The 23,441-nt window shown below is 63.3% G+C and carries 29 protein-coding genes and 1 pseudogene; 19 read left to right on the forward strand and 11 right to left on the reverse strand.

Annotation, left to right across the window (positions count from 1 at the left end; translation table 11 throughout):
* The 7 genes and pseudogenes from J4D52_RS25875 to J4D52_RS25905 form a co-directional block, all read left to right on the forward strand.
* Window positions 1–174: pseudogene (locus J4D52_RS25875) on the forward strand (glutathione synthase); the annotation flags it as partial.
* Between the two features lie 120 nt (window positions 175–294).
* A complete protein-coding gene (locus tag J4D52_RS25880) occupies window positions 295–1,194 on the forward strand; it encodes an energy transducer TonB (protein ID WP_025807189.1) in 900 nt (299 codons plus the stop codon).
* A gap of 76 nt (window positions 1,195–1,270) precedes the next feature.
* Window positions 1,271–1,840 (forward strand): YqgE/AlgH family protein, encoded by a 570-nt coding sequence (locus tag J4D52_RS25885; RefSeq protein WP_063433301.1) that lies wholly within the window; start codon window positions 1,271–1,273, stop codon window positions 1,838–1,840.
* Window positions 1,840–2,277, forward strand: a complete 438-nt coding sequence (ruvX, locus tag J4D52_RS25890) for a Holliday junction resolvase RuvX (protein ID WP_009046019.1) — start codon at window positions 1,840–1,842, stop codon at window positions 2,275–2,277. Before J4D52_RS25885 ends, ruvX begins: the two co-directional genes overlap by 1 nt.
* 121 nt (window positions 2,278–2,398) lie before the next feature.
* Complete coding sequence (gene pyrR / locus J4D52_RS25895; protein WP_007929976.1) at window positions 2,399–2,905, forward strand: bifunctional pyr operon transcriptional regulator/uracil phosphoribosyltransferase PyrR; 507 nt, start codon at window positions 2,399–2,401, stop codon at window positions 2,903–2,905.
* 26 nt (window positions 2,906–2,931) lie between these two features.
* The gene (locus J4D52_RS25900; RefSeq protein ID WP_007929978.1) at window positions 2,932–3,936 is read left to right on the forward strand and encodes an aspartate carbamoyltransferase catalytic subunit; all 1,005 of its coding nucleotides are present in this window, start codon (window positions 2,932–2,934) and stop codon (window positions 3,934–3,936) included.
* Window positions 3,933–5,204, forward strand: coding sequence for a dihydroorotase (locus J4D52_RS25905; RefSeq protein ID WP_053281271.1), 1,272 nt, complete (start codon window positions 3,933–3,935; stop codon window positions 5,202–5,204). The genes J4D52_RS25900 and J4D52_RS25905 overlap by 4 nt, the downstream gene beginning before the upstream one ends.
* A 105-nt stretch (window positions 5,205–5,309) precedes the next feature.
* Here J4D52_RS25905 and J4D52_RS25910 read toward each other — a convergent pair whose 3' ends face one another.
* Window positions 5,310–5,729 carry a TM2 domain-containing protein gene (locus J4D52_RS25910; RefSeq protein ID WP_063433302.1) on the reverse strand — a complete coding sequence of 140 codons (420 nt, stop codon included), beginning with the start codon at window positions 5,727–5,729 and terminating at the stop codon, window positions 5,310–5,312.
* A gap of 250 nt (window positions 5,730–5,979) precedes the next feature.
* On the opposite strand from J4D52_RS25910, the gene J4D52_RS25915 reads away from it, so the two are divergent.
* Window positions 5,980–6,612 carry a C40 family peptidase gene (locus J4D52_RS25915; protein ID WP_009046022.1) on the forward strand — a complete coding sequence of 211 codons (633 nt, stop codon included), beginning with the start codon at window positions 5,980–5,982 and terminating at the stop codon, window positions 6,610–6,612.
* Between the two features lie 83 nt (window positions 6,613–6,695).
* On the opposite strand, the gene J4D52_RS25920 is transcribed toward J4D52_RS25915, so the two are convergent.
* Window positions 6,696–7,730, reverse strand: a complete 1,035-nt coding sequence (locus tag J4D52_RS25920; RefSeq protein WP_063433303.1) for a type IV pilus twitching motility protein PilT — start codon at window positions 7,728–7,730, stop codon at window positions 6,696–6,698.
* Window positions 7,731–7,787: 57 nt separating this feature from the next.
* On the opposite strand from J4D52_RS25920, the gene J4D52_RS25925 reads away from it, so the two are divergent.
* From J4D52_RS25925 to J4D52_RS25970, 10 genes are all read left to right on the forward strand, one after another.
* Window positions 7,788–8,474 (forward strand): YggS family pyridoxal phosphate-dependent enzyme, encoded by a 687-nt coding sequence (locus tag J4D52_RS25925; RefSeq protein WP_063433304.1) that lies wholly within the window; start codon window positions 7,788–7,790, stop codon window positions 8,472–8,474.
* Between the two features lie 34 nt (window positions 8,475–8,508).
* Window positions 8,509–9,327: a pyrroline-5-carboxylate reductase gene (gene proC / locus J4D52_RS25930; protein WP_063433305.1), complete on the forward strand. Its 819-nt coding sequence runs from the start codon at window positions 8,509–8,511 to the stop codon at window positions 9,325–9,327.
* 10 nt (window positions 9,328–9,337) lie between these two features.
* Entirely contained in the window at window positions 9,338–9,928 is a 591-nt protein-coding gene (locus J4D52_RS25935) for a YggT family protein (protein ID WP_009051315.1), read from the forward strand.
* Between the two features lie 13 nt (window positions 9,929–9,941).
* Complete coding sequence (locus tag J4D52_RS25940; protein ID WP_063433306.1) at window positions 9,942–10,238, forward strand: DUF167 domain-containing protein; 297 nt, start codon at window positions 9,942–9,944, stop codon at window positions 10,236–10,238.
* Window positions 10,239–10,433: 195 nt separating this feature from the next.
* Window positions 10,434–11,573 carry a homoserine O-acetyltransferase gene (locus tag J4D52_RS25945; protein ID WP_025807182.1) on the forward strand — a complete coding sequence of 380 codons (1,140 nt, stop codon included), beginning with the start codon at window positions 10,434–10,436 and terminating at the stop codon, window positions 11,571–11,573.
* A gap of 7 nt (window positions 11,574–11,580) precedes the next feature.
* On the forward strand, window positions 11,581–12,201 hold the full coding sequence (gene metW / locus J4D52_RS25950) for a methionine biosynthesis protein MetW (RefSeq protein WP_025807181.1): 621 nt from the start codon (window positions 11,581–11,583) through the stop codon (window positions 12,199–12,201).
* Window positions 12,202–12,228: 27 nt separating this feature from the next.
* Entirely contained in the window at window positions 12,229–12,663 is a 435-nt protein-coding gene (locus tag J4D52_RS25955; protein ID WP_007921193.1) for a DUF4426 domain-containing protein, read from the forward strand.
* The gene (gene rdgB, locus J4D52_RS25960; RefSeq protein WP_009046030.1) at window positions 12,660–13,256 is read left to right on the forward strand and encodes an RdgB/HAM1 family non-canonical purine NTP pyrophosphatase; all 597 of its coding nucleotides are present in this window, start codon (window positions 12,660–12,662) and stop codon (window positions 13,254–13,256) included. Before J4D52_RS25955 ends, rdgB begins: the two co-directional genes overlap by 4 nt.
* Window positions 13,253–14,455, forward strand: a complete 1,203-nt coding sequence (gene hemW, locus J4D52_RS25965) for a radical SAM family heme chaperone HemW (RefSeq protein WP_102676344.1) — start codon at window positions 13,253–13,255, stop codon at window positions 14,453–14,455. Before rdgB ends, hemW begins: the two co-directional genes overlap by 4 nt.
* A 22-nt stretch (window positions 14,456–14,477) precedes the next feature.
* Complete coding sequence (locus J4D52_RS25970) at window positions 14,478–14,801, forward strand: DUF3392 domain-containing protein (protein ID WP_053262987.1); 324 nt, start codon at window positions 14,478–14,480, stop codon at window positions 14,799–14,801.
* A gap of 56 nt (window positions 14,802–14,857) precedes the next feature.
* Here the strand turns inward: J4D52_RS25970 and J4D52_RS25975 are convergent, their stop codons facing one another.
* The 5 genes from J4D52_RS25975 to J4D52_RS25995 all read right to left on the reverse strand — a co-directional run bounded on the left by J4D52_RS25975 (window position 14,858) and on the right by J4D52_RS25995 (window position 18,001).
* On the reverse strand, window positions 14,858–15,640 hold the full coding sequence (locus J4D52_RS25975) for a hypothetical protein (protein ID WP_063433308.1): 783 nt from the start codon (window positions 15,638–15,640) through the stop codon (window positions 14,858–14,860).
* Window positions 15,641–15,741: 101 nt separating this feature from the next.
* Window positions 15,742–16,467 (reverse strand): tRNA (guanosine(46)-N7)-methyltransferase TrmB, encoded by a 726-nt coding sequence (gene trmB / locus J4D52_RS25980; RefSeq protein WP_053262989.1) that lies wholly within the window; start codon window positions 16,465–16,467, stop codon window positions 15,742–15,744.
* A 9-nt stretch (window positions 16,468–16,476) separates the two neighbouring features.
* Complete coding sequence (locus tag J4D52_RS25985; protein ID WP_007921204.1) at window positions 16,477–17,271, reverse strand: thiazole synthase; 795 nt, start codon at window positions 17,269–17,271, stop codon at window positions 16,477–16,479.
* A 67-nt stretch (window positions 17,272–17,338) separates the two neighbouring features.
* Entirely contained in the window at window positions 17,339–17,539 is a 201-nt protein-coding gene (gene thiS / locus J4D52_RS25990; RefSeq protein ID WP_007921206.1) for a sulfur carrier protein ThiS, read from the reverse strand.
* Between the two features lie 90 nt (window positions 17,540–17,629).
* Complete coding sequence (locus tag J4D52_RS25995; protein WP_063433309.1) at window positions 17,630–18,001, reverse strand: DUF423 domain-containing protein; 372 nt, start codon at window positions 17,999–18,001, stop codon at window positions 17,630–17,632.
* A gap of 73 nt (window positions 18,002–18,074) precedes the next feature.
* Between J4D52_RS25995 and mtgA the strand changes: the two genes are divergently transcribed.
* Window positions 18,075–18,797, forward strand: a complete 723-nt coding sequence (gene mtgA / locus J4D52_RS26000; RefSeq protein ID WP_102676380.1) for a monofunctional biosynthetic peptidoglycan transglycosylase — start codon at window positions 18,075–18,077, stop codon at window positions 18,795–18,797.
* 162 nt (window positions 18,798–18,959) lie between these two features.
* Here mtgA and rpoH read toward each other — a convergent pair whose 3' ends face one another.
* From rpoH to ftsY, 4 genes are all read right to left on the reverse strand, one after another.
* A complete protein-coding gene (gene rpoH / locus J4D52_RS26005) occupies window positions 18,960–19,814 on the reverse strand; it encodes an RNA polymerase sigma factor RpoH (protein ID WP_025807175.1) in 855 nt (284 codons plus the stop codon).
* 115 nt (window positions 19,815–19,929) lie between these two features.
* Window positions 19,930–20,952: a permease-like cell division protein FtsX gene (gene ftsX / locus J4D52_RS26010; protein WP_102676345.1), complete on the reverse strand. Its 1,023-nt coding sequence runs from the start codon at window positions 20,950–20,952 to the stop codon at window positions 19,930–19,932.
* Window positions 20,949–21,620, reverse strand: a complete 672-nt coding sequence (ftsE, locus tag J4D52_RS26015; protein WP_009051326.1) for a cell division ATP-binding protein FtsE — start codon at window positions 21,618–21,620, stop codon at window positions 20,949–20,951. The genes ftsX and ftsE overlap by 4 nt, the downstream gene beginning before the upstream one ends.
* A complete protein-coding gene (gene ftsY, locus J4D52_RS26020; protein WP_102676346.1) occupies window positions 21,617–23,179 on the reverse strand; it encodes a signal recognition particle-docking protein FtsY in 1,563 nt (520 codons plus the stop codon). The genes ftsE and ftsY overlap by 4 nt, the downstream gene beginning before the upstream one ends.
* Between the last annotated feature and the right edge of the window lie 262 nt (window positions 23,180–23,441).

A 23,441-nucleotide genomic window follows, 5' to 3' on the forward strand; every position in this document is an offset into this window, starting at 1 on the left:
CCGACCCTGCGCGAGAAAGGCCTGCTGTTCGTGGGGCTCGACGTGATCGGTGAGCACCTGACCGAAATCAACGTCACCAGCCCGACCTGCATCCGCGAGATCGACAACGCCTTCGGCACCAACATTGGCGCAATGCTGATGGATGCCATCGATCAGAAGCTCAAGGCTCGTTGATCCAGAACTGCCAAGCACAAACCAACATTGCGTTATCATGCGCCGCCTGTGAAACCCGCGATGTTGGTCTTGTGAAGTTTTTTGTGATGTTGAACCGCTGATGACTTTTGTGAACCGCTGATGGCTCTCCCTTCCGATCTGCCTCCCGAGCTGGCCTACAGCGGCGTGCGCCCGGCCGATCGCCTGGGATTTACCCTGTTCCTGGCCGCCCTGCTGCATATCGCGCTGATTCTCGGCCTGGGTTTCTCCTTCGCCGAACCCAAGCAGATCAGCAAGACCCTGGAAATCACCCTGGCCACCTTCAAGAGCGAGACCAAGCCGAAGAAGGCCGATTTCCTTGCCCAGGAAAACCAGGAAGGCAGCGGCACCCTGGACAAGAAGGCGATCCCGAAGACCACCGAAGTGGCGCCGTTCCAGGAAAACAAGGTCAACAAGATCACCCCGCCGCCTCCGGCCAAGACCGAGGTCAAAGAAGCCGCGCCCAAGGCCGCGGTCGCCACCACCGCGCCGAAACCGAAAAAGACCGTCACCAAGCGTGAAGAGGTCAAGACCGAGGCCAAACCCAAGGTTCCCGTACCAACGTTCGACAGCGAGCAGCTGTCCAGCGACATCGCCAGCCTGGAGGCCGAACTGGCCCAGGAGCAGCAGCTGTACGCCAAGCGCCCGCGCATCCACCGCCTGAGCGCGGCTTCGACCATGCGCGACAAGGGCGCCTGGTACAAGGACGAATGGCGCAAGAAGGTCGAGCGCATCGGCAACCTCAACTACCCGGAAGAAGCCCGGCGCAAGCAGATCTACGGCAACCTGCGGCTGATGGTGTCGATCAACCGCGACGGCTCGCTGTACGAGGTGCTGGTGCTGGAGTCCTCCGGCCAGCCGCTGCTGGACCAGGCGGCCCAGCGCATCGTGCGCCTGGCGGCGCCGTTCGCGCCCTTTACCGGCGACCTGTCGGATATCGACCGCCTGGAGATCATCCGCACCTGGAAGTTCGCCCGCGGCGACAGGCTGTCCAGCAACTGATCCCCCTGCAGGATTCATGGGGGATGAGAGCATCCCCAGCTTGTCAGTTCGCCCCTCCACCGCCACACTAGCGCTCATGAAGAACGTCAGCCCCAGCTACCTCAAGCATCACTTCCTGATCGCCATGCCACACATGGCCGACCCGAACTTTGCACACACCTTGACCTACATCGTCGAGCACAATGCCAATGGCGCCATGGGGTTGGTGGTCAACCGTCCGCAGGACCTGAACCTCGCCGACATCCTCGAACAACTGCGCCCCGAGATCGACCCGCCAGCGCTCTGCCAGCATGTGCCGATCTTCATCGGCGGCCCGGTGCAGACCGATCGCGGCTTTGTCCTGCACCCCAGCGGCCCGACCTTCCAGGCCACGGTCGAGTTGGACGGCCTGTCGCTGTCGACGTCCCAGGACGTGCTGTTCGCCATCGCCGACGGTGTCGGCCCGGTGAAAAGCCTGATCGCCTTGGGTTATGCCGGCTGGGAAGCCGGGCAGCTGGAAGCCGAACTGGCGAATAACGCCTGGCTGACCTGCCCGTTCGACGCCGACATCCTGTTCAACACCAGCAGCGAACTGCGCCTGGAAGCGGCGGCCAAGCACCTGGGCATCAACCTCGCCCTGCTGACCAGCCAGGCGGGCCACGCCTGATGGCCCTGCGACTGATCCTCGGGTTCGACTACGGCACCAAGCAGATCGGCGTGGCGGTCGGCCAGGCGATTACCGGCCAGGCCCGCGAGCTGTGCACCCTGAAAGCGCAGAACGGTGTGCCGGACTGGAATCAGGTCGAAGCCCTGATCAAGGAATGGAAGCCGGATGCGGTGGTGGTCGGCCTGCCGCTGAACATGGACGGCACCCCGAGCGAGATGTGCGTACGCGCCGAGAAATTCGCCCGGCGCCTCAACGGTCGCTACAACCTGCCCTTCTATACCCATGACGAACGCCTGACCACCTTCGAGGCCAAGGGCGAACGCCTGGCCCGTGGCGGCCAGAAAGGCAGTTACCGCGACAACCCGGTCGACGCCATCGCCGCCGCCCTGCTGCTGCAAGGCTGGCTCGACGAAAACGCAGCGCTGTTGAACAACTGAAACGCCGAATCCTGAAGATGCGTGGTCAACCCCCGGCCACGCGCCTCCTGGCCACAACACCAGCCGTAAGACCCTGCGCCTTGCTGCACGCAACCAGGCGCGGGCCCACGAAGGAGCAATCATGAGCCTGCCCAACCCCGCCGAACTGATCAGCCAGATGGCCGTGCGTCTCACCGCCCACCTGGAACAACGCGCCATCAGCGAGCCCCGCTATATCGGCATCCGTACCGGCGGTGTCTGGGTCGCCCAGGCCCTGCTCGCCGAACTGGGCAGCGACGCGCCGCTGGGTACCCTGGATGTGTCCTTCTACCGCGACGATTTCAGCCAGAACGGCCTGCACCCGCAGGTGCGCCCTTCCGAGCTGCCGTTCGAGATCGAGGGCCAGCACCTGATCCTGATCGACGACGTGCTGATGAGCGGCCGCACCATCCGCGCCGCCCTCAACGAGCTGTTCGACTACGGCCGCCCGGCCAGCGTGACCCTGGTCTGTCTCCTGGACCTGGACGCCGCCGAGCTGCCGATCCGCCCGAACGTGGTCGGCGCCACCCTGTCGCTGGCCGCCCACGAGCGGGTAAAATTGTCCGGTCCTGCGCCGCTTCAACTCGAGCTTCAAGACCTCGCCCTTTAATTCGCCCATCTAAAGAGTCCATTGCGATGACGCCTCTAGACGCCAAGCGCCCGCTGCAGCTCAACGATCAGGGCCAGCTGCGCCACTTCCTCTCGCTCGACGGTCTGCGTCGCGAGCTGCTGACGGAAATCCTCGACACCGCCGACTCCTTCCTCGAAGTCGGCGCCCGGGCGGTGAAGAAAGTCCCGTTGTTGCGCGGCAAGACCGTGTGCAACGTGTTCTTCGAGAACTCCACCCGCACCCGCACCACCTTCGAACTGGCGGCCCAGCGCCTGTCGGCGGACGTGATCACGCTCAACGTGTCCACCTCCTCGGCCAGCAAGGGTGAAACCCTGCTCGACACCCTGCGCAACCTCGAAGCCATGGCCGCCGATATGTTCGTCGTGCGCCACGGCGACTCCGGCGCCGCGCACTTCATCGCCGAACATGTGTGCCCGCAGGTGGCGATCATCAACGGCGGCGACGGCCGTCACGCCCACCCGACCCAGGGCATGCTCGACATGCTCACCATCCGTCGGCACAAGGGCGGCTTCGAAAACCTCTCGGTGGCCATCGTCGGCGACATCCTGCACTCGCGGGTGGCGCGCTCGAACATGCTGGCCCTGAAAACCCTGGGTTGCCCGGACATCCGCGTGATCGCGCCAAAGACCCTGCTGCCGATCGGCATCGAGCAATACGGGGTGAAGGTCTACACCGACATGGCCGAAGGCCTGAAAGACGTCGACGTGGTGATCATGCTGCGCCTGCAGCGTGAGCGCATGCAGGGCGGCCTGCTGCCGAGCGAGGGCGAGTTCTACCGCCTGTTCGGCCTGACCACCGCGCGCCTGGCCGGCGCCAAGCCGGACGCCATCGTCATGCACCCGGGGCCGATCAACCGCGGCGTGGAGATCGAATCGGCGGTGGCCGACGGTCCGCACTCGGTGATCCTCAACCAGGTGACCTACGGCATCGCGGTACGCATGGCCGTGCTGTCCATGGCCATGAGCGGGCAGACCGCCCAGCGACAATTCGAGCAGGAGAACGCCCAGTGAAGCTCAGCATTCTCGGCGCCCGTGTCATCGATCCAAGCAGCGGCCTGGATCAAGTCAGCGATATCCATCTGGAAGCCGGCAAGATCGTCGCCATCGGCGCCGCCCCGGCCGGTTTCAGCGCGGTCGAAAGCCTCGACGCCAAGGGCCTGGTGGCCGCGCCCGGGCTGGTGGACCTGAACGTCTCCCTGCGCGAGCCGGGCTACAGCCGCAAAGGCACCATCGCCAGCGAAACCCGCGCCGCCGCGGCCGGTGGCGTCACCAGCCTGTGCTGCCCACCCCGCACCAAGCCGGTGCTGGACACCTCGGCGGTGGCCGAGCTGATCCTCGATCGCGCCCGCGAAGCCGGCAATACCAAGGTGTTCCCGATCGGCGCCCTGAGCAAAGGCCTGGACGGCGAACAGCTGGCCGAGCTGATCGCCCTGCGCGACGCCGGTTGCGTGGCCTTCGGCAACGGCCTGGAGAGCTTTCGCAGCACCCGCACCCTGTGCCGGGCGCTGGAATACGCGGCGACCTTCGACCTGACGGTGATTTTCCACTCCCAGGACCGCGACCTGGCCGAAGGCGGCCTGGCCCACGAAGGCGCCACCGCCAGCTTCCTCGGCCTGCCGGGCATTCCGGAAACCGCGGAAACCGTGGCCCTGGCCCGCGACCTGCTGCTGGTGGAGCAAAGCGGCGTGCGCGCCCACTTCAGCCAGCTGACCAGCGCCCGGGGCGTGGCCCTGATCGCCCAGGCCCAGGCCCGCGGCCTGCCGGTGACCGCCGACGTGGCGCTGTACCAGCTGATCCTCACCGACGACGCGCTGATCGACTTCTCCAGCCTCTATCACGTGCAGCCGCCGCTGCGCTCGCGCGCCGACCGCGAAGGCCTGCGTGAAGCCGTGAAGTCCGGAGTGGTCCAGGCCATTTCCAGCCACCACCAGCCCCATGAACGGGACGCCAAGCTGGCGCCTTTCGGTGCCACCGAGCCGGGCATCAGCAGCGTCGAGCTGCTGCTGCCACTGGCCATGACCCTGGTGGAAGACGGCCTGCTCGACCTGCCGACCCTGCTGGCCCGCCTGAGCAGCGGCCCGGCCGACGCCCTGCGCCTGCCAGCCGGCAAGCTGGCGGTGGGCGCTCCGGCGGACCTGGTACTGTTCGACCCGAGCACGTCCACCGTGGCCGGCGAACACTGGCTGTCGAAAGGCGAGAACTGCCCGTTCCTCGGCCATAGCCTGCCGGGCGTGGTGCGCTACACCCTGGTGGATGGGCGGATCAGCCACAAGGGCTGACGGCCATGATCGCGAGCAAGCTCGCTCCTACAGGTACGGCACAGGCCACATGGGCGCCGTACTTCTTCTGTAGGAGCGAGCTTGCTCGCGATGGCGCTCCTGCATTCAACGCCGCTGCGCGTTACGCAACGACACCTGGTCGTTCAGCGTCCAGAAGTCGTACAAGACCCCCAGAAAGAACACCCCGCCAGTCAGCAGGTACAGCAGGCCGCTGATCCATTTGCCCTGATACATGCGGTGCACGCCAAAGATCCCGAGAAAGGTCAGCAGGATCCAGGCGACGCTGTATTCGATCGGCCCCGGGGTAAAACGCAGGTCGGCTTCGCGGTCCATGGCCGGGATCAGGAACAGGTCGATCAGCCAGCCGATACCCAGCAAGCCCAGGGTGAAGAACCAGATAGTTCCGGTAATCGGCTTGCCGTAATAGAAGCGGTGGGAGCCGGTAAAACCGAAAATCCACAACAGGTAACCGATCACCTTGCTGTGGGTGTCATGGGTCGAACCGTCCGAGCGATAGGTGTTCATTAAGTACCTCGTTCCACGCAATAGATAAATTTTCTTTAATTCTTTGTGACTTTTTTACAGGCGGCCGACGTGTGGCAAATGTTAAGGTCCCTGCCGTGAAACCCTTGTACTGCCTGACTTCTGTCGGACAATTGCGTCAATTTGCCGCCTCTTCAGCGAATTTGACCTCCAGGTTGAATCGACCAACGGCCTGAGAAGTGACAAAAAAGCTGTTATAAAGTTGCGCGCTAACCCATATGAGCCTTGCCTAATGCGTCCATTTTTCAAGACATGGCTAACCATTTGCCTATTGATGCCACTGGCCGCCCACGCCACCAATCGTGAGCAACGTCTTCCTAACGTGAACGGCTTCACTCCAAAAGCCCACGTCACCCAAGTCAGCAAGAACAGCTCCAAGAACAAGCTGTCGGTCAAACGCCCGACTCACCTGAGCAGCGTCAGCAGCAAGCCGGTGCCGCAGATGGCGGCCAAGCAGAGCAGCACCGTGCTCAGCCGTGCCGTCAACGTACTGGGTACCCCTTACCGTTGGGGCGGCAGCAGCCCAAGCAAAGGCTTCGACTGCAGCGGCCTGGTGAAATACGCGTTCAACGACGTCGCCGCCGTCGATCTGCCGCGCACCTCCAATGCCATGGCCAGCGGCCACGGGCAGAAAGTCGAGCGCAAGGACCTCAAGCCTGGCGACCTGCTGTTCTTCAACCTCAAGAGCCGCCGAGTCAACCACGTCGCCATCTACCTGGGCAACGATCGTTTCATCCACGCGCCGCGCCGCGGCAAGTCGGTGACCATCGATACCCTGAAGAAGCCGTACTGGGACAAGAACTACGTAGTGGCCAAGCGGGTCCTGCCAAAAGAGCAGAACACCCTGCGCATCGTTCAGCGCTGATCCGCTTTCCCTGATCGCGAGCCATCGAGCAGCCATGCTCGATGGCTCGCGATTGCATTTGCCGCCCCGACACCTCTCCCCCCTCAAATACTCTCCGGCGCCCGCGCCTTCTCCCGGGCGTGCTCCCGGCTGACCAGCCCAGCATCCACCAGCGCTTTCAGGCTCATGTCCAGGGTCTGCATCCCCTGCGCCCCACCGGTCTGGATCGCCGAGTACATCTGCGCCACCTTGTCCTCGCGGATCAGGTTACGGATCGCCGTGGTCCCCAGCATGATCTCGTGAGCCGCTACCCGACCGCCGCCGATACGCTTCACCAGCGCCTGGGAAATCACCGCCTGCAGCGATTCCGAAAGCATGGAGCGGACCATCGCCTTCTCCTCGGCCGGAAACACATCCACCACCCGGTCCACGGTTTTTGCCGCCGAGGTGGTGTGCAGGGTGCCGAACACCAGATGCCCGGTCTCCGCAGCGGTCAACGCCAGGCGGATGGTTTCCAGGTCGCGCATCTCACCGACCAGGATCACATCCGGGTCTTCGCGCAGGGCCGAACGCAGCGCCGTGGAAAAACTGCGGGTGTCGCGATGCACCTCACGCTGGTTGATCAGGCACTTCTTCGATTCGTGGATGAACTCGATGGGGTCCTCGATGGTGAGGATGTGCTGGTGCCGGCTCTGGTTCAGGTGATCGATCATCGCCGCCAAAGTGGTCGACTTGCCGGAACCGGTCGGCCCGGTCACCAGCACCAGGCCGCGGGGCACTTCGCTGATGCGGCGAAACACCTCGCCCATGCCCAGTTCGTCCAGGCTCGGCACCTTGGCCGCAATACTGCGAAAGACCGCGCCGCCGCCGCGCTGATGGTTGAAGGCATTGACCCGGAAGCGCGCCAGGCCCGGCACCGCGAAGGAAAAGTCGATCTCCAGCGCAGCCTTGAACTCGGCCCGCTGCGGGTCGCTCATGCTGGCCAGGATCAGCTCATGCACCTGTTGCGCCTCCAGCACCGGCAGGTTGATCCGGCGAATATCGCCGTCGATACGAATCATCGGCGGCAAACCGGCCGAGAGGTGCAGGTCCGAAGCGCCCTGTTTGACGCTGAAGGCCAGCAACTCAGTGATATCCATAGCGTTCCCCAATTCCAGTAGAATGCCGCGAACCCAAGACCCGCTGGCGTACATCGAATGTCCACGATAGCAGACAACATCGCCCTGGTTAGCGCACGGATCCGTGCCGCGGCGCAGGCCTCGCAACGTGACGAAAGCAGCGTCCGCCTGCTGGCCGTGAGCAAGACCAAGCCCGCCGCGGCGCTGCGTGAAGCCTATGCCGCCGGTCTGCGCGACTTCGGCGAGAACTACCTGCAGGAAGCCCTGGGCAAACAGGCGGAACTCGGCGACCTGCCCTTGAGTTGGCACTTCATCGGCCCCATTCAGTCGAACAAGACGCGAGCTATCGCCGAGAACTTCGCCTGGGTGCATTCCGTGGATCGCTTGAAAATCGCTCAACGCCTGTCCGAGCAACGCCCGGCCGACTTGCCGCCGTTGAACATCTGCATTCAGGTCAATGTCAGTGGCGAGACCAGCAAGTCTGGCTGTACGCCGGCCGACCTGCCTGCCCTGGCCAGCGCCATCAGCGCCTTGCCGCGCCTGAAACTGCGCGGGCTGATGGCGATTCCCGAGCCGACTGAAGATCGTGCCGCCCAGGACGCCGCCTTCGCGGCCGTACGCAGCTTGAACGAAAGCCTGGACCTGCCAACCGACACACTTTCCATGGGCATGAGCCACGACCTCGAAGCGGCCATCGCCCAAGGCGCCACCTGGGTACGTATCGGTACCGCCCTGTTTGGTGCCCGCGATTATGGCCAGCCATGACCGTGGCGGCCCCACCTCTGAATAAGGACCTGTCATGAGCAAGACTCGTATCGCCTTTATCGGCGCCGGCAACATGGCTGCCAGCCTGATCGGCGGCCTGCGCGCCAAGGGCCTGGACGCCAGCCAGATCCGCGCCAGCGACCCGGGCGCCGAAACCCGCGCCAAGGTCCAGGCCGAGCACGGCATTGAAGTGTTCGCCGACAACGCCGAAGCCATTGCCGGCGTCGACGTGGTGGTGCTGGCGGTCAAGCCACAGGCCATGAAGGCCGTGTGCGAAGCCCTGCGCCCCAGCCTGAAGCCGCACCAGCTGATCGTGTCCATCGCCGCCGGCATCACCTGCGCCAGCATGAACAAATGGCTCGGCGAGCAGCCGATCGTGCGCTGCATGCCCAACACCCCAGCCCTGTTGCGCCAGGGCGCCAGCGGCCTGTACGCCACCGCCGCGGTGAGCGCGGAGCAACGCCAGCAGGCGCAAGAGCTGCTGTCGGCCGTAGGCATCGTCCTGTGGCTGGAACAGGAGCAGCAACTGGACGCGGTGACCGCCGTGTCCGGCAGCGGCCCGGCGTATTTCTTCCTGCTGATCGAGGCCATGACCGCCGCCGGCGAGAAGCTCGGCCTGCCACGGGAAACCGCCCGGCAACTGACCCTGCAGACCGCGCTGGGCGCGGCGCACATGGCGGTGTCCAGCGACGTCGACGCGGCCGAACTGCGCCGCCGCGTGACCTCGCCGGCCGGTACCACCGAGGCGGCGATCAAGTCGTTCCAGGCCAGCGGCTTCGAAGCCCTGGTGGAAAAAGCATTGGGTGCCGCAGCGCACCGCTCGGCCGAGATGGCCGAACAACTGGGCCAATAAGGAGCCAATGATGATTGGATTGAACACTGCGGCGGTGTACGTGCTGCAAACCCTGGGCAGCCTGTACCTGCTGATCGTGCTGCTGCGCTTCGTGCTGCAACTGGTACGCGCCGACTTCTACAACCCGCTGTGCCAGTTCGCCGTGCGCGCCACCCAGCCGCTGCTCAAGCCGATGCGCCGGGTCATCCCGAGCCTGTTCGGCCTGGACATGTCGTCGCTGATCCTGGCGATCGTCGTGCAACTGCTGCTGATGGCCCTGACCCTGCTGCTGACCTACGGCACCACCGGCAACCCGGTGCAGCTGCTGATCTGGTCGATCATTGGCGTGACCGCGCTGTTCATGAAGATTTTCTTCTTCGCCCTGATCATCAGCGTGATCCTTTCCTGGGTCGCCCCGGGCAGCCATAACCCGGGTGCCGAACTGGTCAACCAGATCTGCGAGCCGGCCCTGGCGCCGTTCCGCCGCATCCTGCCGAGCATGGGCGGCCTGGATATCTCGCCGATCCTGGCGTTCATGGTGCTCAAGCTGATCGACATGCTGGTGATCAACAACCTGGCAGCCATGACCATGATGCCGGAAATCCTGCGCCTGCTGATCTGACCCGGCCTCTGTGATGAGCTACTTTCGCTGGGACGGCGACGACCTGATCCTGGAGTGCCACCTGCAACCTGCGGCCCGGAGCGATGACTTCGCCGGGCTGCATGGCGAGCGCCTGAAGATCCGCCTTACCGCGCCGCCAGTGGAGGGCAAGGCCAACGCCTACCTGATGGCCTTCCTGGCCAAGGCCTTCGGCGTGTCCAAGAGCCAGGTCAGCCTGATCAGCGGCGAGCTGAACCGGCAGAAACGGGTGCGGATCAACGCACCGAAGAAGCTGCCGGATCTGCCAGAATTGAAGCGGCCGGCCAGCTGACTTCATCACCGTTCATCGCGGGCACGTCGGATCGCCGCCCGCTCGCTCCTACAGATCCACGCGGTCGTGTAGGAGCGAGGCTTGCCCGCGATTGTCTCCCTGCGCTTCAACTGCCTGAAATCAGCCCCGGCCTTTGCTTGCCGCTGGGGGCAGCGGTCTTTAGACTTACGCCTCATTTAAACGAGAGCAGGGTCGATGCCAACTGCCTTTCCCGCCGATTCCGTTGGTCTGGTGACGCCGCAAGTGGCGCACTTCAGCGAGCCCCTGGCCCTGGCCTGCGGCCGCTCCCTGCCAGCCTATGATCTGATCTTTGAGACCTACGGCCAGCTGAACGCCACGGCGAGCAATGCCGTGCTGATCTGCCACGCCCTGTCCGGCCATCACCACGCCGCTGGCTACCACAGCCCCGACGACCGCAAGCCGGGTTGGTGGGACAGCTGCATCGGCCCGGGCAAGCCAATCGACACCAACAAGTTCTTCGTCGTCAGCCTGAACAACCTCGGCGGCTGCAACGGCTCCACCGGTCCGAGCAGCGTCAACCCGGACACCGGCAAGCCGTTCGGCGCCGATTTCCCGGTGCTGACCGTGGAAGACTGGGTGCACAGCCAGGCACGCCTGGCCGACCGGATCGGCATCCACCAGTGGGCCGCCGTGATCGGCGGCAGCCTGGGCGGCATGCAGGCCCTGCAGTGGACCATCACCTACCCGGACCGGGTGCGCCATTGCCTGGCCATCGCCTCGGCGCCCAAGCTGTCGGCGCAGAACATCGCGTTCAACGAAGTGGCGCGCCAGGCCATCCTCACTGACCCCGAATTCCACGGCGGCTCGTTCCAGGAACAGGGCGTGATCCCCAAGCGCGGGCTGATGCTGGCGCGGATGGTCGGGCACATCACCTACCTGTCCGACGACTCCATGGGCGAGAAATTCGGCCGTGGCCTGAAGAGCGAAAAGCTCAACTACGACTTCCACAGCGTCGAGTTCCAAGTCGAAAGCTACCTGCGTTATCAGGGAGAGGAGTTCTCCGGGCGGTTCGACGCCAACACCTACCTGCTGATGACCAAGGCACTGGATTACTTCGATCCGGCGGCGAACTTCGACGATAACCTGGCGAAAACCTTCGAAGGCGCCAAGGCCAAGTTCTGCGTGATGTCCTTCACCACCGACTGGCGCTTCTCCCCGGCCCGCTCGCGGGAACTGGTGGACGCCCTGATGGCCGCGCGCAAGGACGTCAGCTACCTGGAAATCGATGCCCCACAGGGCCACGACGCCTTTCTGATTCCGATCCCGCGTTACCTGCAGGCGTTCGGCAACTACATGAACCGTATAACGCTGTGAGGACGCCATGAGAGCCGATCTGGAAATCATCCAAGAATGGATCCCCGCCGGCAGCCGCGTGCTCGACCTCGGTTGCGGCAATGGCGAACTGCTGAGCTGGCTGCGCGATCACAAGCAAGTCACCGGCTATGGCCTGGAAAACGACCCGGAGAACATCGCCGAGTGCGTGGCCAAGGGCATCAACGTCATCGAGCAGGACCTGGACAAGGGCCTGGGCAACTTCGCCAGCAACAGCTTCGATATCGTGGTCATGACCCAGGCCCTGCAGGCTGTGCACTACCCGGACCGGATCCTCGACGAAATGCTGCGGGTCGGCCGCCAGTGCATCATCACCTTCCCCAACTTCGGCCACTGGCGCTGCCGCTGGTACCTGGCCAGCAAGGGCCGGATGCCAGTCTCGGAGTTCCTGCCGTACACCTGGTACAACACGCCGAACATCCACTTCTGCACATTCGAGGACTTCGAAGAGCTTTGTCGCGAACGTGAAGCCAAGGTCATCGATCGCCTTGCGGTGGATCAACAGCACCGCCACGGGTGGGCCAGTAAGCTATGGCCTAATCTGTTAGGTGAGATCGGCATCTACCGCGTCAGCAGCCCCGGCCTGCAGGATCACCAGATCGCGGTATAAACCAGGTTCAAAGCAAGGAGAACGATCATGGGTCGCTTGGTTACTTTTCTATTGGCAGCGTGCCTGAGCGCATCGGCGATGGCCGCCGAGCCCATCAAGGGCGAGCGCCAGGAAGTGTTCGGTGACGTGACCGTGCACTACAACACCTTCAACTCCACCTTCCTGCAACCGGATATCGCCAAGGCCGCGGAGCTGGTGCGCAGCAAGAACCAGGGCGTGATCAACGTTTCGGTGCTCAAGGCCGGCAAACCGCTGGTCGCCCAGGTCACCGGGACCGTCAAGGACCTGACCAGCCAATCGGTGCCGCTGAAATTCAAGCAGGTCACCGAACAGGGCGCGATCTACTACATCGCCCAGTACCCGGTGGAGCAGCAGGAAACCCGCACCTTCGAAATCAAGGTGCAGACCGGTGACGCGATCAACACCATCAATTTCAACCAAGAGCTTTTCCCCGGCGAATGATGACTTTTACCCAACTCGTACTGGCCAGCCATAACGCCGGCAAACTCAAGGAACTCCAGGCCATGCTCGGCGACTCGGTGCACCTGCGCTCGATCGGCGAGTTCAGCAGCGTCGAGCCGGAAGAAACCGGCCTGTCGTTCGTCGAGAACGCCATCCTCAAGGCCCGTAACGCTTCGCGCATTTCCGGCCTGCCGGCACTGGCGGACGATTCGGGCCTGGCGGTGGACTTCCTCGGCGGCGCGCCGGGCATCTACTCGGCGCGTTACGCCGACGGCCAGGGCGACGCGGCAAACAACGCCAAGCTGCTGGACGCCCTGAAGGATGTACCCGAGGCCGAGCGCGGCGCGCAGTTCGTCTGTGTGCTGGCGCTGGTACGGCATGCCGAGGATCCGCTGCCGATCCTCTGCGAAGGCCTGTGGCACGGGCGCATCCTTACGGCCGCCAGCGGCGAGCACGGTTTCGGCTACGACCCGCTGTTCTGGGTACCGGAGCGCAACTGCTCCAGCGCCGAACTGGACCCGATCCAAAAGAACCAACTCAGCCATCGCGCCCGCGCCATGGCCATTCTGCGGCAACGCTTGAGCCTGCAATGACCATAGATTCGTCCGCGCAACCGCTGATTCTCGGCGGTGCGCAAACGCCCCGGGCGGCCCTGCCCCAACTGCCGCCCCTGGCGCTGTACATCCACATCCCGTGGTGTGTACGCAAATGCCCTTACTGCGACTTCAACTCCCACGCCGCCAGCCCCGTGCTGCCGGAAGAAGAGTACGTCGACGCCCTGCTGGCCGACCTCGACCAGGATCTGCCCGCCGTCTATGGCCGCGAGCTGAGTTCGATCTTCTTCGGCGGCGGTACGCCGAGCCTGTTCAGCGCCCAGGCCCTGGGCCGGCTGCTCAAAGGCGTGGAGCAACGCATCCCGTTCGCCCACGACATCGAGATCACCCTGGAGGCCAACCCCGGGACCTTCGAGCAGGAGAAGTTCACCGCCTATCGCGCCCTGGGCATCAATCGCCTGTCGATCGGTATCCAGAGCTTCCAGGAAGAAAAACTCAAGGCCCTGGGCCGCATCCACAACGGTGACGAGGCGGTCCGCGCCGCCGGCATGGCGCGCCAGGCCGGGTTCGACAACTTCAACCTGGACCTGATGCACGGCCTGCCGGATCAGTCCCTGGACGACGCCCTGAGCGACCTGCGCCAGGCCATCGCCATGAAGCCGACCCACCTGTCCTGGTACCAGCTGACCCTGGAGCCCAATACGGTGTTCTGGAACCAGCCGCCGACGCTGCCGGAAGACGACACCCTGTGGGACATCCAGGAAGCCGGCCAGGCGTTGCTGGCCGAACACGGCTACGCCCAGTACGAAGTCTCGGCCTATGCCCAGCCCGGCCGGGTGGCCCGGCACAACCTCAATTACTGGAGCTTCGGCGACTTCATCGGCATCGGTGCCGGCGCCCATGGCAAGCTCAGCCATCCGGACGGGCGCATCGTCCGTACTTGGAAGACCCGCCTGCCCAAGGACTACCTCAACCCGGCGAAAAACTTCAAGGCCGGCGAAAAGGACCTGAGCAACGAAGAGCTGCCATTCGAATTCCTGATGAACGCCCTGCGCCTGACCGAAGGCGTCGAGGCCCGGCTGTACCCGGAGCGCACCGGGCTGCCCCTGGAAAGCCTCGCCGAAGGTCGCCGCGACGCCGAACAAAGCGGCCTGTTGCAGGTCGAACCGTCACGCCTGGCCGCCACCCCGCGCGGCCAACTCTTCCTCAATGACTTGCTGCAGAAATTTCTGAGCTGATTTCAGCCCTAAGGGAAAACGAATGGATTTGATACTCGACCTGCTCGCTACCGTGTCCCGCTGGAGTCGCAGCAACCTTTCAGAAATCTCCCTGGCCCTCGTCGGCTGCCTGCTGGTGCTGTTCGGCGCCGATATCAAAGGCTGGGTCGAAGCACGCCTGGGCGGCCTCGCCGGCGCCCTGCGCGTACCGATGATGGCGCTGCTGTGCATGATCGGCAGCGGCGCGGCGCTGATCTACGCCACGCCATGGATCGTCCGCGGCCTGAGCCAGTTCAACAACTACAGCCTGGCGCCGGTGCTGCTGGTTGTCCTGATACTCATTGGGGTCGTCGCCGATCGTCGCTGAGCCGAAAACAACCCAAAATGAATATGGACGCCACGCTTCCCACCCACAGGGGTCATCTATTTAACGCTGGATTTGACTTCATGGCGGATCATCGCGCTGAGCCCGTAATAGTCCTGGCAGCCCAGCGCTTCAGCGTTATCCAGATACACAATGCTCTGACTGTCGTGCCGGTCGCTGGCGTTTACCCGTGTCAGCGCAAGAATGTAATTGGCTTCAGCCCGATATTGTTCTTCTGACAACATCAACGCGACAGCGCGGGCGCGCATAGCCGCCACACCTTGCTGCGTTTGCGGCGCCCTTTCGTCCAGGAAACACAGGGAGCGCTTGGCCTGAAGCGGATAATCGCCAGCATGAGCGTCGGATTTGCTCAACAACTGTTCCAGCGACCGCAGGAATTTCAAATGATCGGCGTTGTGCAAATCAAACCGTTCATAAGCTTTGTCGCACAAATGGTAGTAACCCACCGCGGCAGCCAGTAACCCTTGATCCATGGCTTTCTGGTACAGGCCGCAAGTCTCCAGGCGGGTTCGCTCAGAGAACATCGGATTGTCCTGCAGACTGGCCAGCATGTACGTTGCCAGCGTGTGTCCGCCATCCGATGCGTGCTTCAAATTATCGGCAAGCGCTTCAATATCGCCCTCTGCAACGCGCAATTGCTCCGGGGTGTATTCGAGCGTTTCCCCGGCGGCCTCTCGCCTGATGCGCTCATTGGCTTCCCGCTCGATCTTTACCGCCGTTCTCTGCGCACTTGCAAAGTATTCCTCAGGGGTGACTACCCGTTCGCAGGCTGCGCAAAACAATAAACCCAGAACCAGCGCACAGGCGAAAATGGCTTTCAAGACTCGTCTTCCTTTACAAGTGGGGGACGTAGAGCTTTCGGCGGATCGCCACCAATCTTGAATGCCCCCCAAAAACGACTGTAGGAGGTATTGCGTGATGCTTAGGACTGCTTTTCGAACTTCAGGTCCCACACACCATGGCCCAGGCGCTCGCCGCGGCGCTCGAACTTGGTGATCGGCCGTTCGGCCGGGCGTGGCACGCACTTGCCGTCTTCGGCCAGGTTGCGGTAACCCGGCGCAACATTCATCACTTCCAGCATGTACTCGGCATAAGGCTCCCAGTCGGTGGCCATATGCAGAATGCCGCCAACCTTCAGCTTGCTGCGCACCAGCTCGGCGAAGGACGCCTGGACGATACGACGCTTGTGGTGACGGCTCTTGTGCCACGGATCGGGGAAAAACAGCATCAGGCGATCCAGGCTGTTATCGGCGATGCAGCGGTTGAGTACTTCGATCGCATCGCAATCGTAGACCCGCAGATTGGTCAGGCCCTGGGTCAGCACGCCGTTGAGCAGCGCGCCGACACCCGGACGGTGCACTTCCACACCGATGAAATCCTGCTCCGGCGCGGCCGCGGCCATTTCCAGCAGCGAGTGGCCCATGCCGAAACCGATTTCCAGGGAACGTGGCGCCGAGCGACCAAACACCTGATCGAAATCCACCGGCGCGTCGGCCAGCGGCAGCACATACAGCGGCGCGCCCTGCTCCAGGCCGCGTTGCTGGCCTTCGGTCATGCGCCCGGCGCGCATCACGAAACTCTTGATGCGGCGGTGTTGGCGCTCGTCGCCGGCTTCCGGCTGGATTGGCGTGTCGTTTGATTCAGTCATCAATGGCTCTTACTTGATCAGACCATCCAGCGGCGAGGAGGCGCTGGCATAGAGTTTCTTCGGCATGCGGCCGGCGAGGTACGCCAGGCGGCCTGCCACAATGGCGTGCTTCATGGCTTCGGCCATCAGCACCGGTTGTTGCGCATGGGCGATGGCCGAGTTCATCAGCACCGCTTCGCAGCCCAGTTCCATGGCGATGGTGGCGTCGGAGGCAGTGCCGACACCGGCATCCACCAGCACCGGGACCTTGGCTTCTTCGAGGATGATCTGCAGGTTGTATGGGTTGCAGATCCCCAGGCCAGTACCGATCAGGCCGGCCAGCGGCATGACCGCGATGCAGCCCATTTCCGCCAGCTGGCGGGCGATGATCGGGTCATCGCTGGTGTACACCATCACGTCGAAACCTTCCTTGACCAGCACTTCGGCGGCCTTGAGGGTTTCCAGCACGTTGGGGAACAGGGTTTTCTGGTCAGCCAGCACTTCCAGCTTCACCAGGTTGTGGCCATCGAGCAGCTCACGGGCCAGGCGGCAGGTGCGCACGGCCTCGACCGCGTCATAGCAGCCGGCGGTGTTCGGCAGGATGGTGTAGCGGTCCGGCGGCAGGATATCCAGCAGGTTCGGTTCGCCCGGGTTCTGGCCGATATTGGTCCGGCGCACGGCGACGGTGACGATCTCGGCACCCGAGGCTTCGATGGCCAGGCGGGTTTCTTCCATGTCACGGTACTTGCCGGTGCCTACCAGCAAACGCGACTGGTAAGTACGACCGGCCAGGACGAAAGGCTTGTCGCTGCGAACGTTGCTCATCGGAAATCCTCTGTTGGGGTGAGGTTCTTGCAGAATGCGTGGGTGGGGCCGGCCCTGGCCCGGGTGGCTAGCCGCCGCCGATGGCGTGTACGACTTCGACCTGATCGCCCTCGTTGAGGGTGGTCTCGGCGTGCTGGCTGCGCGGAACGATATCCAGGTTGAGTTCGACCGCGATCCGGCGTCCGGTCAGGTCCAGACGGGTCAGCAGGGCCGCAACGGTTTCGCCGTCGGGCAGTTCAAAGGATTCGCCGTTCAACTGAATGCGCATGCCGAATGCCGCCATCATTTTTAGGGGCCAGCATTCTAGCCCGATCAGGAAGGCCGACCCAAGCCATTCGTCTCGAAATGGACCTGCCGGTCAGCTCAACCGCCAGGCGGCAAGACCCAGGCACAACCAGCCGATCAGGAAGGCCAGGCCACCGAAGGGGGTGACGATGCCGAGCTTGCTGAAACCGGTCAGGGTCAGCAGGTAGAGACTGCCGGAAAACAGCAGGATGCCGATGGCGAACGAAGCGCCGGCCCAGGCCACCAGGCGACCGGAGATTTGCGTGGCCAGCAGCGCCACGCCCAGCAGCGCCAGGGTGTGCACCAACTGGTAGGTGACGCCGGTATGGAAAATCGCCAGGTATTCGGCGCTCAGGCGATTTTTCAGGCCATGGGCAGCGAATGCGCCCAGGGCAACGCCGGTAAAGCCGAAAAAGGCGGCCAGCATCAGGAAACCACGCAGCATGAGGAACTCCAGTCAGAATCGTCGGTCGGGCCTGTATAATGGCGCGCTCAACGGGTTCGGCCAAGCCATCTCTATGCTGCGTTTATTTTTCCGTCGTTTCTCTAAAGCCCTGCTCTGGTTCGCCGTCGGCAGTGTTTTGCTGGTGCTGGTGTTCCGTGTCGTGCCGCCTCCGGGCACGGCCTTGATGGTCGAACGCAAGATCGAATCCTGGGTCGACGGCGAACCCATCGACCTGCAACGCAGCTGGAAACCCTGGGAGGAGATCTCCGACGACCTGAAGGTGGCGGTGATCGCCGGCGAAGACCAGAAGTTTCCTGAACACTGGGGGTTCGACATCGGCGCGATCCAGGCCGCCTTCGCCCACAACGAACGCGGTGGCTCGATTCGTGGCGCCAGCACCCTGAGCCAGCAGGTGGCGAAGAACCTGTTCCTGTGGTCCGGGCGCAGCTGGCTGCGCAAAGGGCTGGAAGCCTGGTTCACCGGGCTGATCGAGATCTTCTGGCCCAAGCAGCGGATTCTCGAGGTCTACCTCAACAGCGCCGAATGGGACGAAGGCGTATTTGGCGCCGAGGCCGCGGCGCGGCATCACTTCGGCGTCAGCGCGGGCTCGCTGTCGCGGCAACAGGCCAGCCTGTTGGCCGCGGTCCTGCCCAATCCACGGGTATGGAGCGCCAGCCATCCGAGCAGTTATGTGGCGCGCCGCGCCGGCTGGATTCGCCGACAGATGGGCCAGCTGGGCGGGGACAGCTACCTGCTGGGGCTGAACGATTCGCGCAAGGCTCTGTGGGCTCAGTGATGTTCAAGATCTGATCGTGAGCAAGCTTCGCTCCTACAGAAAAATGCGCGGCCCCGTAGGAGCGAAGCTTGCTCGCGATAGCGCCCTTACAGACACCGCCGCCCCAACGCCACAAACAAAAACGCCCCGATCAGATCGGGGCGTTTTGTATTGCGTGGCGTATTACGCGGAAATCGACAACTTGAGCTTGTTCATCGCGCTCTTCTCGAGCTGACGGATACGCTCGGCCGAGACGTTGTACTTCTGCGCCAGGTCGTGCAGCGTGGCTTTCTCTTCCGCCAGCCAACGCTGGTAGAGGATGTCGCGACTGCGGTCGTCCAGCACTTCCAGCGCCTCGTGCAGGTTGCTGGTGGAGTTGTCGGTCCAGTCGGCGTCTTCCAGCTGACGGGCCGGGTCGTACCGGTGGTCTTCCAGGTAGTTGGCCGGCGATTGGAAGGCGCTGTCGTCATCCGCTTCGGCGGCTGGGTCGAAGGCCATGTCATGGCCGGTCAGGCGGCTTTCCATCTCGCGCACTTCGCGCGGCTCCACACCGAGGCTTTCCGCCACACGATGGACTTCTTCGTTGTTCAACCAGGCCAGACGCTTCTTCTGGCTGCGCAGGTTGAAGAACAGCTTGCGCTGGGCCTTGGTGGTCGCGACTTTCACAATGCGCCAGTTGCGCAGGATGAATTCGTGGATTTCCGCCTTGATCCAGTGCACGGCGAACGAAACCAGACGCACACCCATTTCCGGGTTGAAGCGTTTTACAGCTTTCATCAGGCCAACGTTGCCTTCCTGGATCAGGTCGGCCTGGGCCAGACCGTAGCCGGAATAGCTACGGGCGATATGTACGACAAAACGCAGGTGGGCGAGCACCATCTGCCGAGCCGCCTCAAGATCCTGCTCATAGTAGAGACTCTCGGCCAGTTCACGCTCCTGCTCGGGCGTCAGCAATGGAATGCTGTTCACCGTGTGCACATAGGCCTCCAGGTTCGCACCCGGGACCAAGGCATAAGCAGGTTGCAAAGAAGTGGTCATACGAAAAAACCTCCGACTCACATAACTCGTGCTTATTCAGCACTGCTGAAAATTGACCGGGAACCACAAAACAAGTTCCCAAAAATACCAAAAGGTCAATACAAGCAAAAAGACACTATTTCGGCGCCAGCTCCCGCAAGTGGCGGGCCACCGCAATCCACGCACCGATATACCCCAACAACACCGCGCCAAGCAAGAGTGATAGACCATCGGCGACCGGCACGCCAGCCAGGGCGAAATCACTGCCGTACAAGCCGGCCAGCCCCACTACCGCGTCGTTCAGCCAGTCGAGGCCGAACGCCAGAACCCCCCAGGACAGAATCCCCGCACCGAAGCCATACAAGGCGCCCATATAAAGGAAGGGACGCCGTACATAACTGTCCGTGCCGCCGACGAGTTTAATCACTTCTATCTCGGTGCGGCGGTTTTCAATATGAAGACGAATGGTATTGCCTATCACCAAAAGTAATGCAGAAACCAGCAACACCGTCAGGCCGAAGACAAACCGGTCGCCCAGCTTGAGGATCGCCGCCAGCCGCTCGACCCACACCAGGTCCAGTTGCGCCTGCTGCACCTTGGGCATTTCCGCCAGGCGCTGACGCAAGGCTTCCAGCGTCGCCTTGTCCACTTCGTTCGGCGTGACCAGGACCACACCCGGCAGCGGGTTCTGCGGCAACTCCTTGAGCGCCTCGCCCAGCCCGGACTGCTGCTGGAACTCGTCCAGGGCCTTGTCCTTGCTGATGAACTCGGCATCCGCCACGCCCGGCATGGCCTTGATCTGCTCACTCAGGCTTTCGCCCTCGGTGGCGCTGGCGTCGAGGTCCAGGTACAGGGAAATCTGCGCCGCGCGCTGCCAGGAACCGCCCAGGCGCTCGACGTTGTTGAGCAACAACGACAAGCCCATCGGCAGGCTCAGGGCCACGGCCATCACCAGGCAGGTGAAGAAGCTGCCGATCGGCTGCTTGCCCAGGCGACGCAGGCTGTCCAGCAGGCTGGCGCGATGGCTTTCGATCCAGGCGTGCAGCAGGGTGCCGAAATCCGGACCCTCGTCTTCATCGCGCTTTTTCTTCTGCGGCGGTTGATCCGGGGCTTTCGGGGCCACGCGTTCGGCCACTTTAGGGCTGCGGGTCGCACTCATACGCTAGCCTCCCCGTCGCCGATCAATCGGCCGCGTTGCAGGGTCAGCATGCGATGGCGCATGCGCGCGATCAGCGCCAGGTCGTGACTGGCGATCAGCACGCTGGTGCCCAGACGGTTGATATCTTCGAATACGCCCATGATTTCCGCCGCCAGACGCGGGTCGAGGTTACCTGTGGGTTCGTCCGCCAGCAGCAAGGCCGGACGGTGCACGATGGCGCGGGCAATGCCGACGCGCTGCTGCTGACCGGTGGACAGGTCGCCCGGGTAGAGGTCAGTCTTGTCCGAGAGCGCCACGCGCTCCAGGGCCGAGTCCACGCGCTTGGCGATTTCGGCCTTGGACAGGCCAAGGATCTGCAGCGGCAAGGCGACGTTGTTGAAGACGGTGCGATCGAACAGCAGTTGGTGGTTCTGGAACACCACGCCGATCTGCCGCCGCAGAAACGGAATCTGCGCATTACTGATGGTGCTCAGGTCCTGACCGGCCAACAGCAGCTTGCCGCTGGTTGGACGCTCCATGGCCAGCAGCAACCGCAGCAGCGTGGACTTGCCGGCGCCGGAGTGGCCGGTGACGAACAGAAATTCGCCGCGACGAACCCGGAAGCTCAGCTCGTGCAGGCCGACATGGCCGTTCGGGTAACGCTTACCGACCTGTTCGAAACGAATCATGAACGCTCCCGCTCGGCAAACAGTGCCTGGACAAAGGGTTCGGCTTCAAAGGTGCGCAGGTCGTCGATGCCCTCACCGACGCCGATGTAGCGGATCGGCAGGCCGAACTGCTTGGCCAGGGCGAAGATCACCCCGCCCTTGGCGGTGCCGTCGAGCTTGGTCAGGGCCAGGCCGGTCAGCTCAACCGTCTGGTTGAACTGCTTGGCCTGGTTGATGGCGTTCTGGCCGGTACCGGCGTCGAGCACCAGCAGCACTTCGTGCGGCGCGTCGGCGTCGAGCTTGCCGATCACCCGGCGGACCTTCTTCAGCTCTTCCATCAGGTTGTCTTTGGTGTGCAGGCGACCGGCGGTGTCGGCGATCAGCACATCGATGCCACGGGCCTTGGCGGCCTGCACGGCGTCGAAGATCACCGAGGCCGAGTCGGCACCGGTGTGCTGGGCGATCACTGGGATCTTGTTGCGCTCACCCCAGACCTGCAGCTGTTCCACGGCCGCGGCGCGGAAGGTGTCGCCCGCGGCGAGCATGACCTTCTTGCCTTCGAGCTGCAGCTTCTTGGCCAGCTTGCCGATGGTGGTGGTCTTGCCGGCGCCGTTGACGCCCACCACCAGAATCACGAACGGCTTGGTTTGCGAAGCGATCCGCAGCGGCTGTTCCACCGGTTTGAGCATGCTCGCCAGCTCGGCCTGCAGCGACTTGTACAGCGCATCGACGTCGGTCAGCTGTTTGCGCGCGACCTTCTGGGTCAGGTTCTGAATGATCACCGCGGTGGCTTCCACGCCCACGTCGGCGGTCAGCAGGCGGGTCTCGATATCTTCCAGCAGCTCGTCGTCGATGGTCTTCTTGCCCAGGAACAGGCTGGCCATGCCTTCGCCGATGCTGGCGCTGGTCTTGGACAGGCCCTGCTTGAGGCGGGCGAAGAAGCCGACCTTGTTTTCCTCGGCACGGGGCGGCTCGACGGCAGCGGGCGCTTCGACCGCCGCGACTGGAGCAACTGGAGCAACTGGAGCAGCGACAACAGGTGCAGGCTCCGGCGCTCGAACAGGTTCGGGCTGCACGAAGGCCGCGATCACCGGTTGTGGCACGTCCTCTTCTTCGATCAGCGCCTGGGCCTCAGCTGGCTCGCTGCTGTGTGCCAACTCGGCCACCAACAGCTCGGCGGCTTGCTGCACATCGGTCGCGGCCGGAATCGGCGGGGTGATGTGCGGCGCCTGCTCGTCTTCCACCAGCGCCACCGGCTCTTCCGCCACCGGCAGGGTCAGCCAGGGCTTGTGCTCGGGATCGGGGGTCAGCGGCAGTTCCGGCGCGGGGGCAGGTTCGACCGCTGCCGCGGGCTGTTCAGGCTGCGGGATCGGTTCGGCAATCGGCGACACCACAGGCGCCGCGACTTCGGCAACCGGGGCTGCTTGTTCTATGACGGGAGCGGGAGCCGGGGCAGGCTCGACGGGGACTTGTGGCTGTTCGACGACGGTTTCCTGCGGTTTTTTGCGCAGCCATCCGAACAGGCCTTTCTTCTCGCCAGCCGCGGCTGGGGTCTTCTTGTCGTCGTTGGAACCAAACATGGAGGACGGCTATCTCAAGGTAGCGACACGCCATCAAGGCGCACCGGCAAATAAATATTCGATGCAGAACAGACTGCGTTTCCGCCGGCTTGTTCACGCGCAACATTTTGTCGAGATGCCCAATGGCATCTCAAGGATCGATTTTACTAAAGGACTGAAACGGCAAAATCGGCGAAAAGTCGAAGTCTAGTCGATAAAACAGCGCTTCTTGCCAGGAACCCATACAACCTGCTCAAGCACACGTTGATCCATGCGAGCCTGA

The sequence above is a fragment of the Pseudomonas sp. GW460-12-10-14-TSB1 genome, from assembly GCF_017349775.1.
In the GTDB taxonomy this organism is placed as follows: domain Bacteria; phylum Pseudomonadota; class Gammaproteobacteria; order Pseudomonadales; family Pseudomonadaceae; genus Aquipseudomonas; species Aquipseudomonas piscium.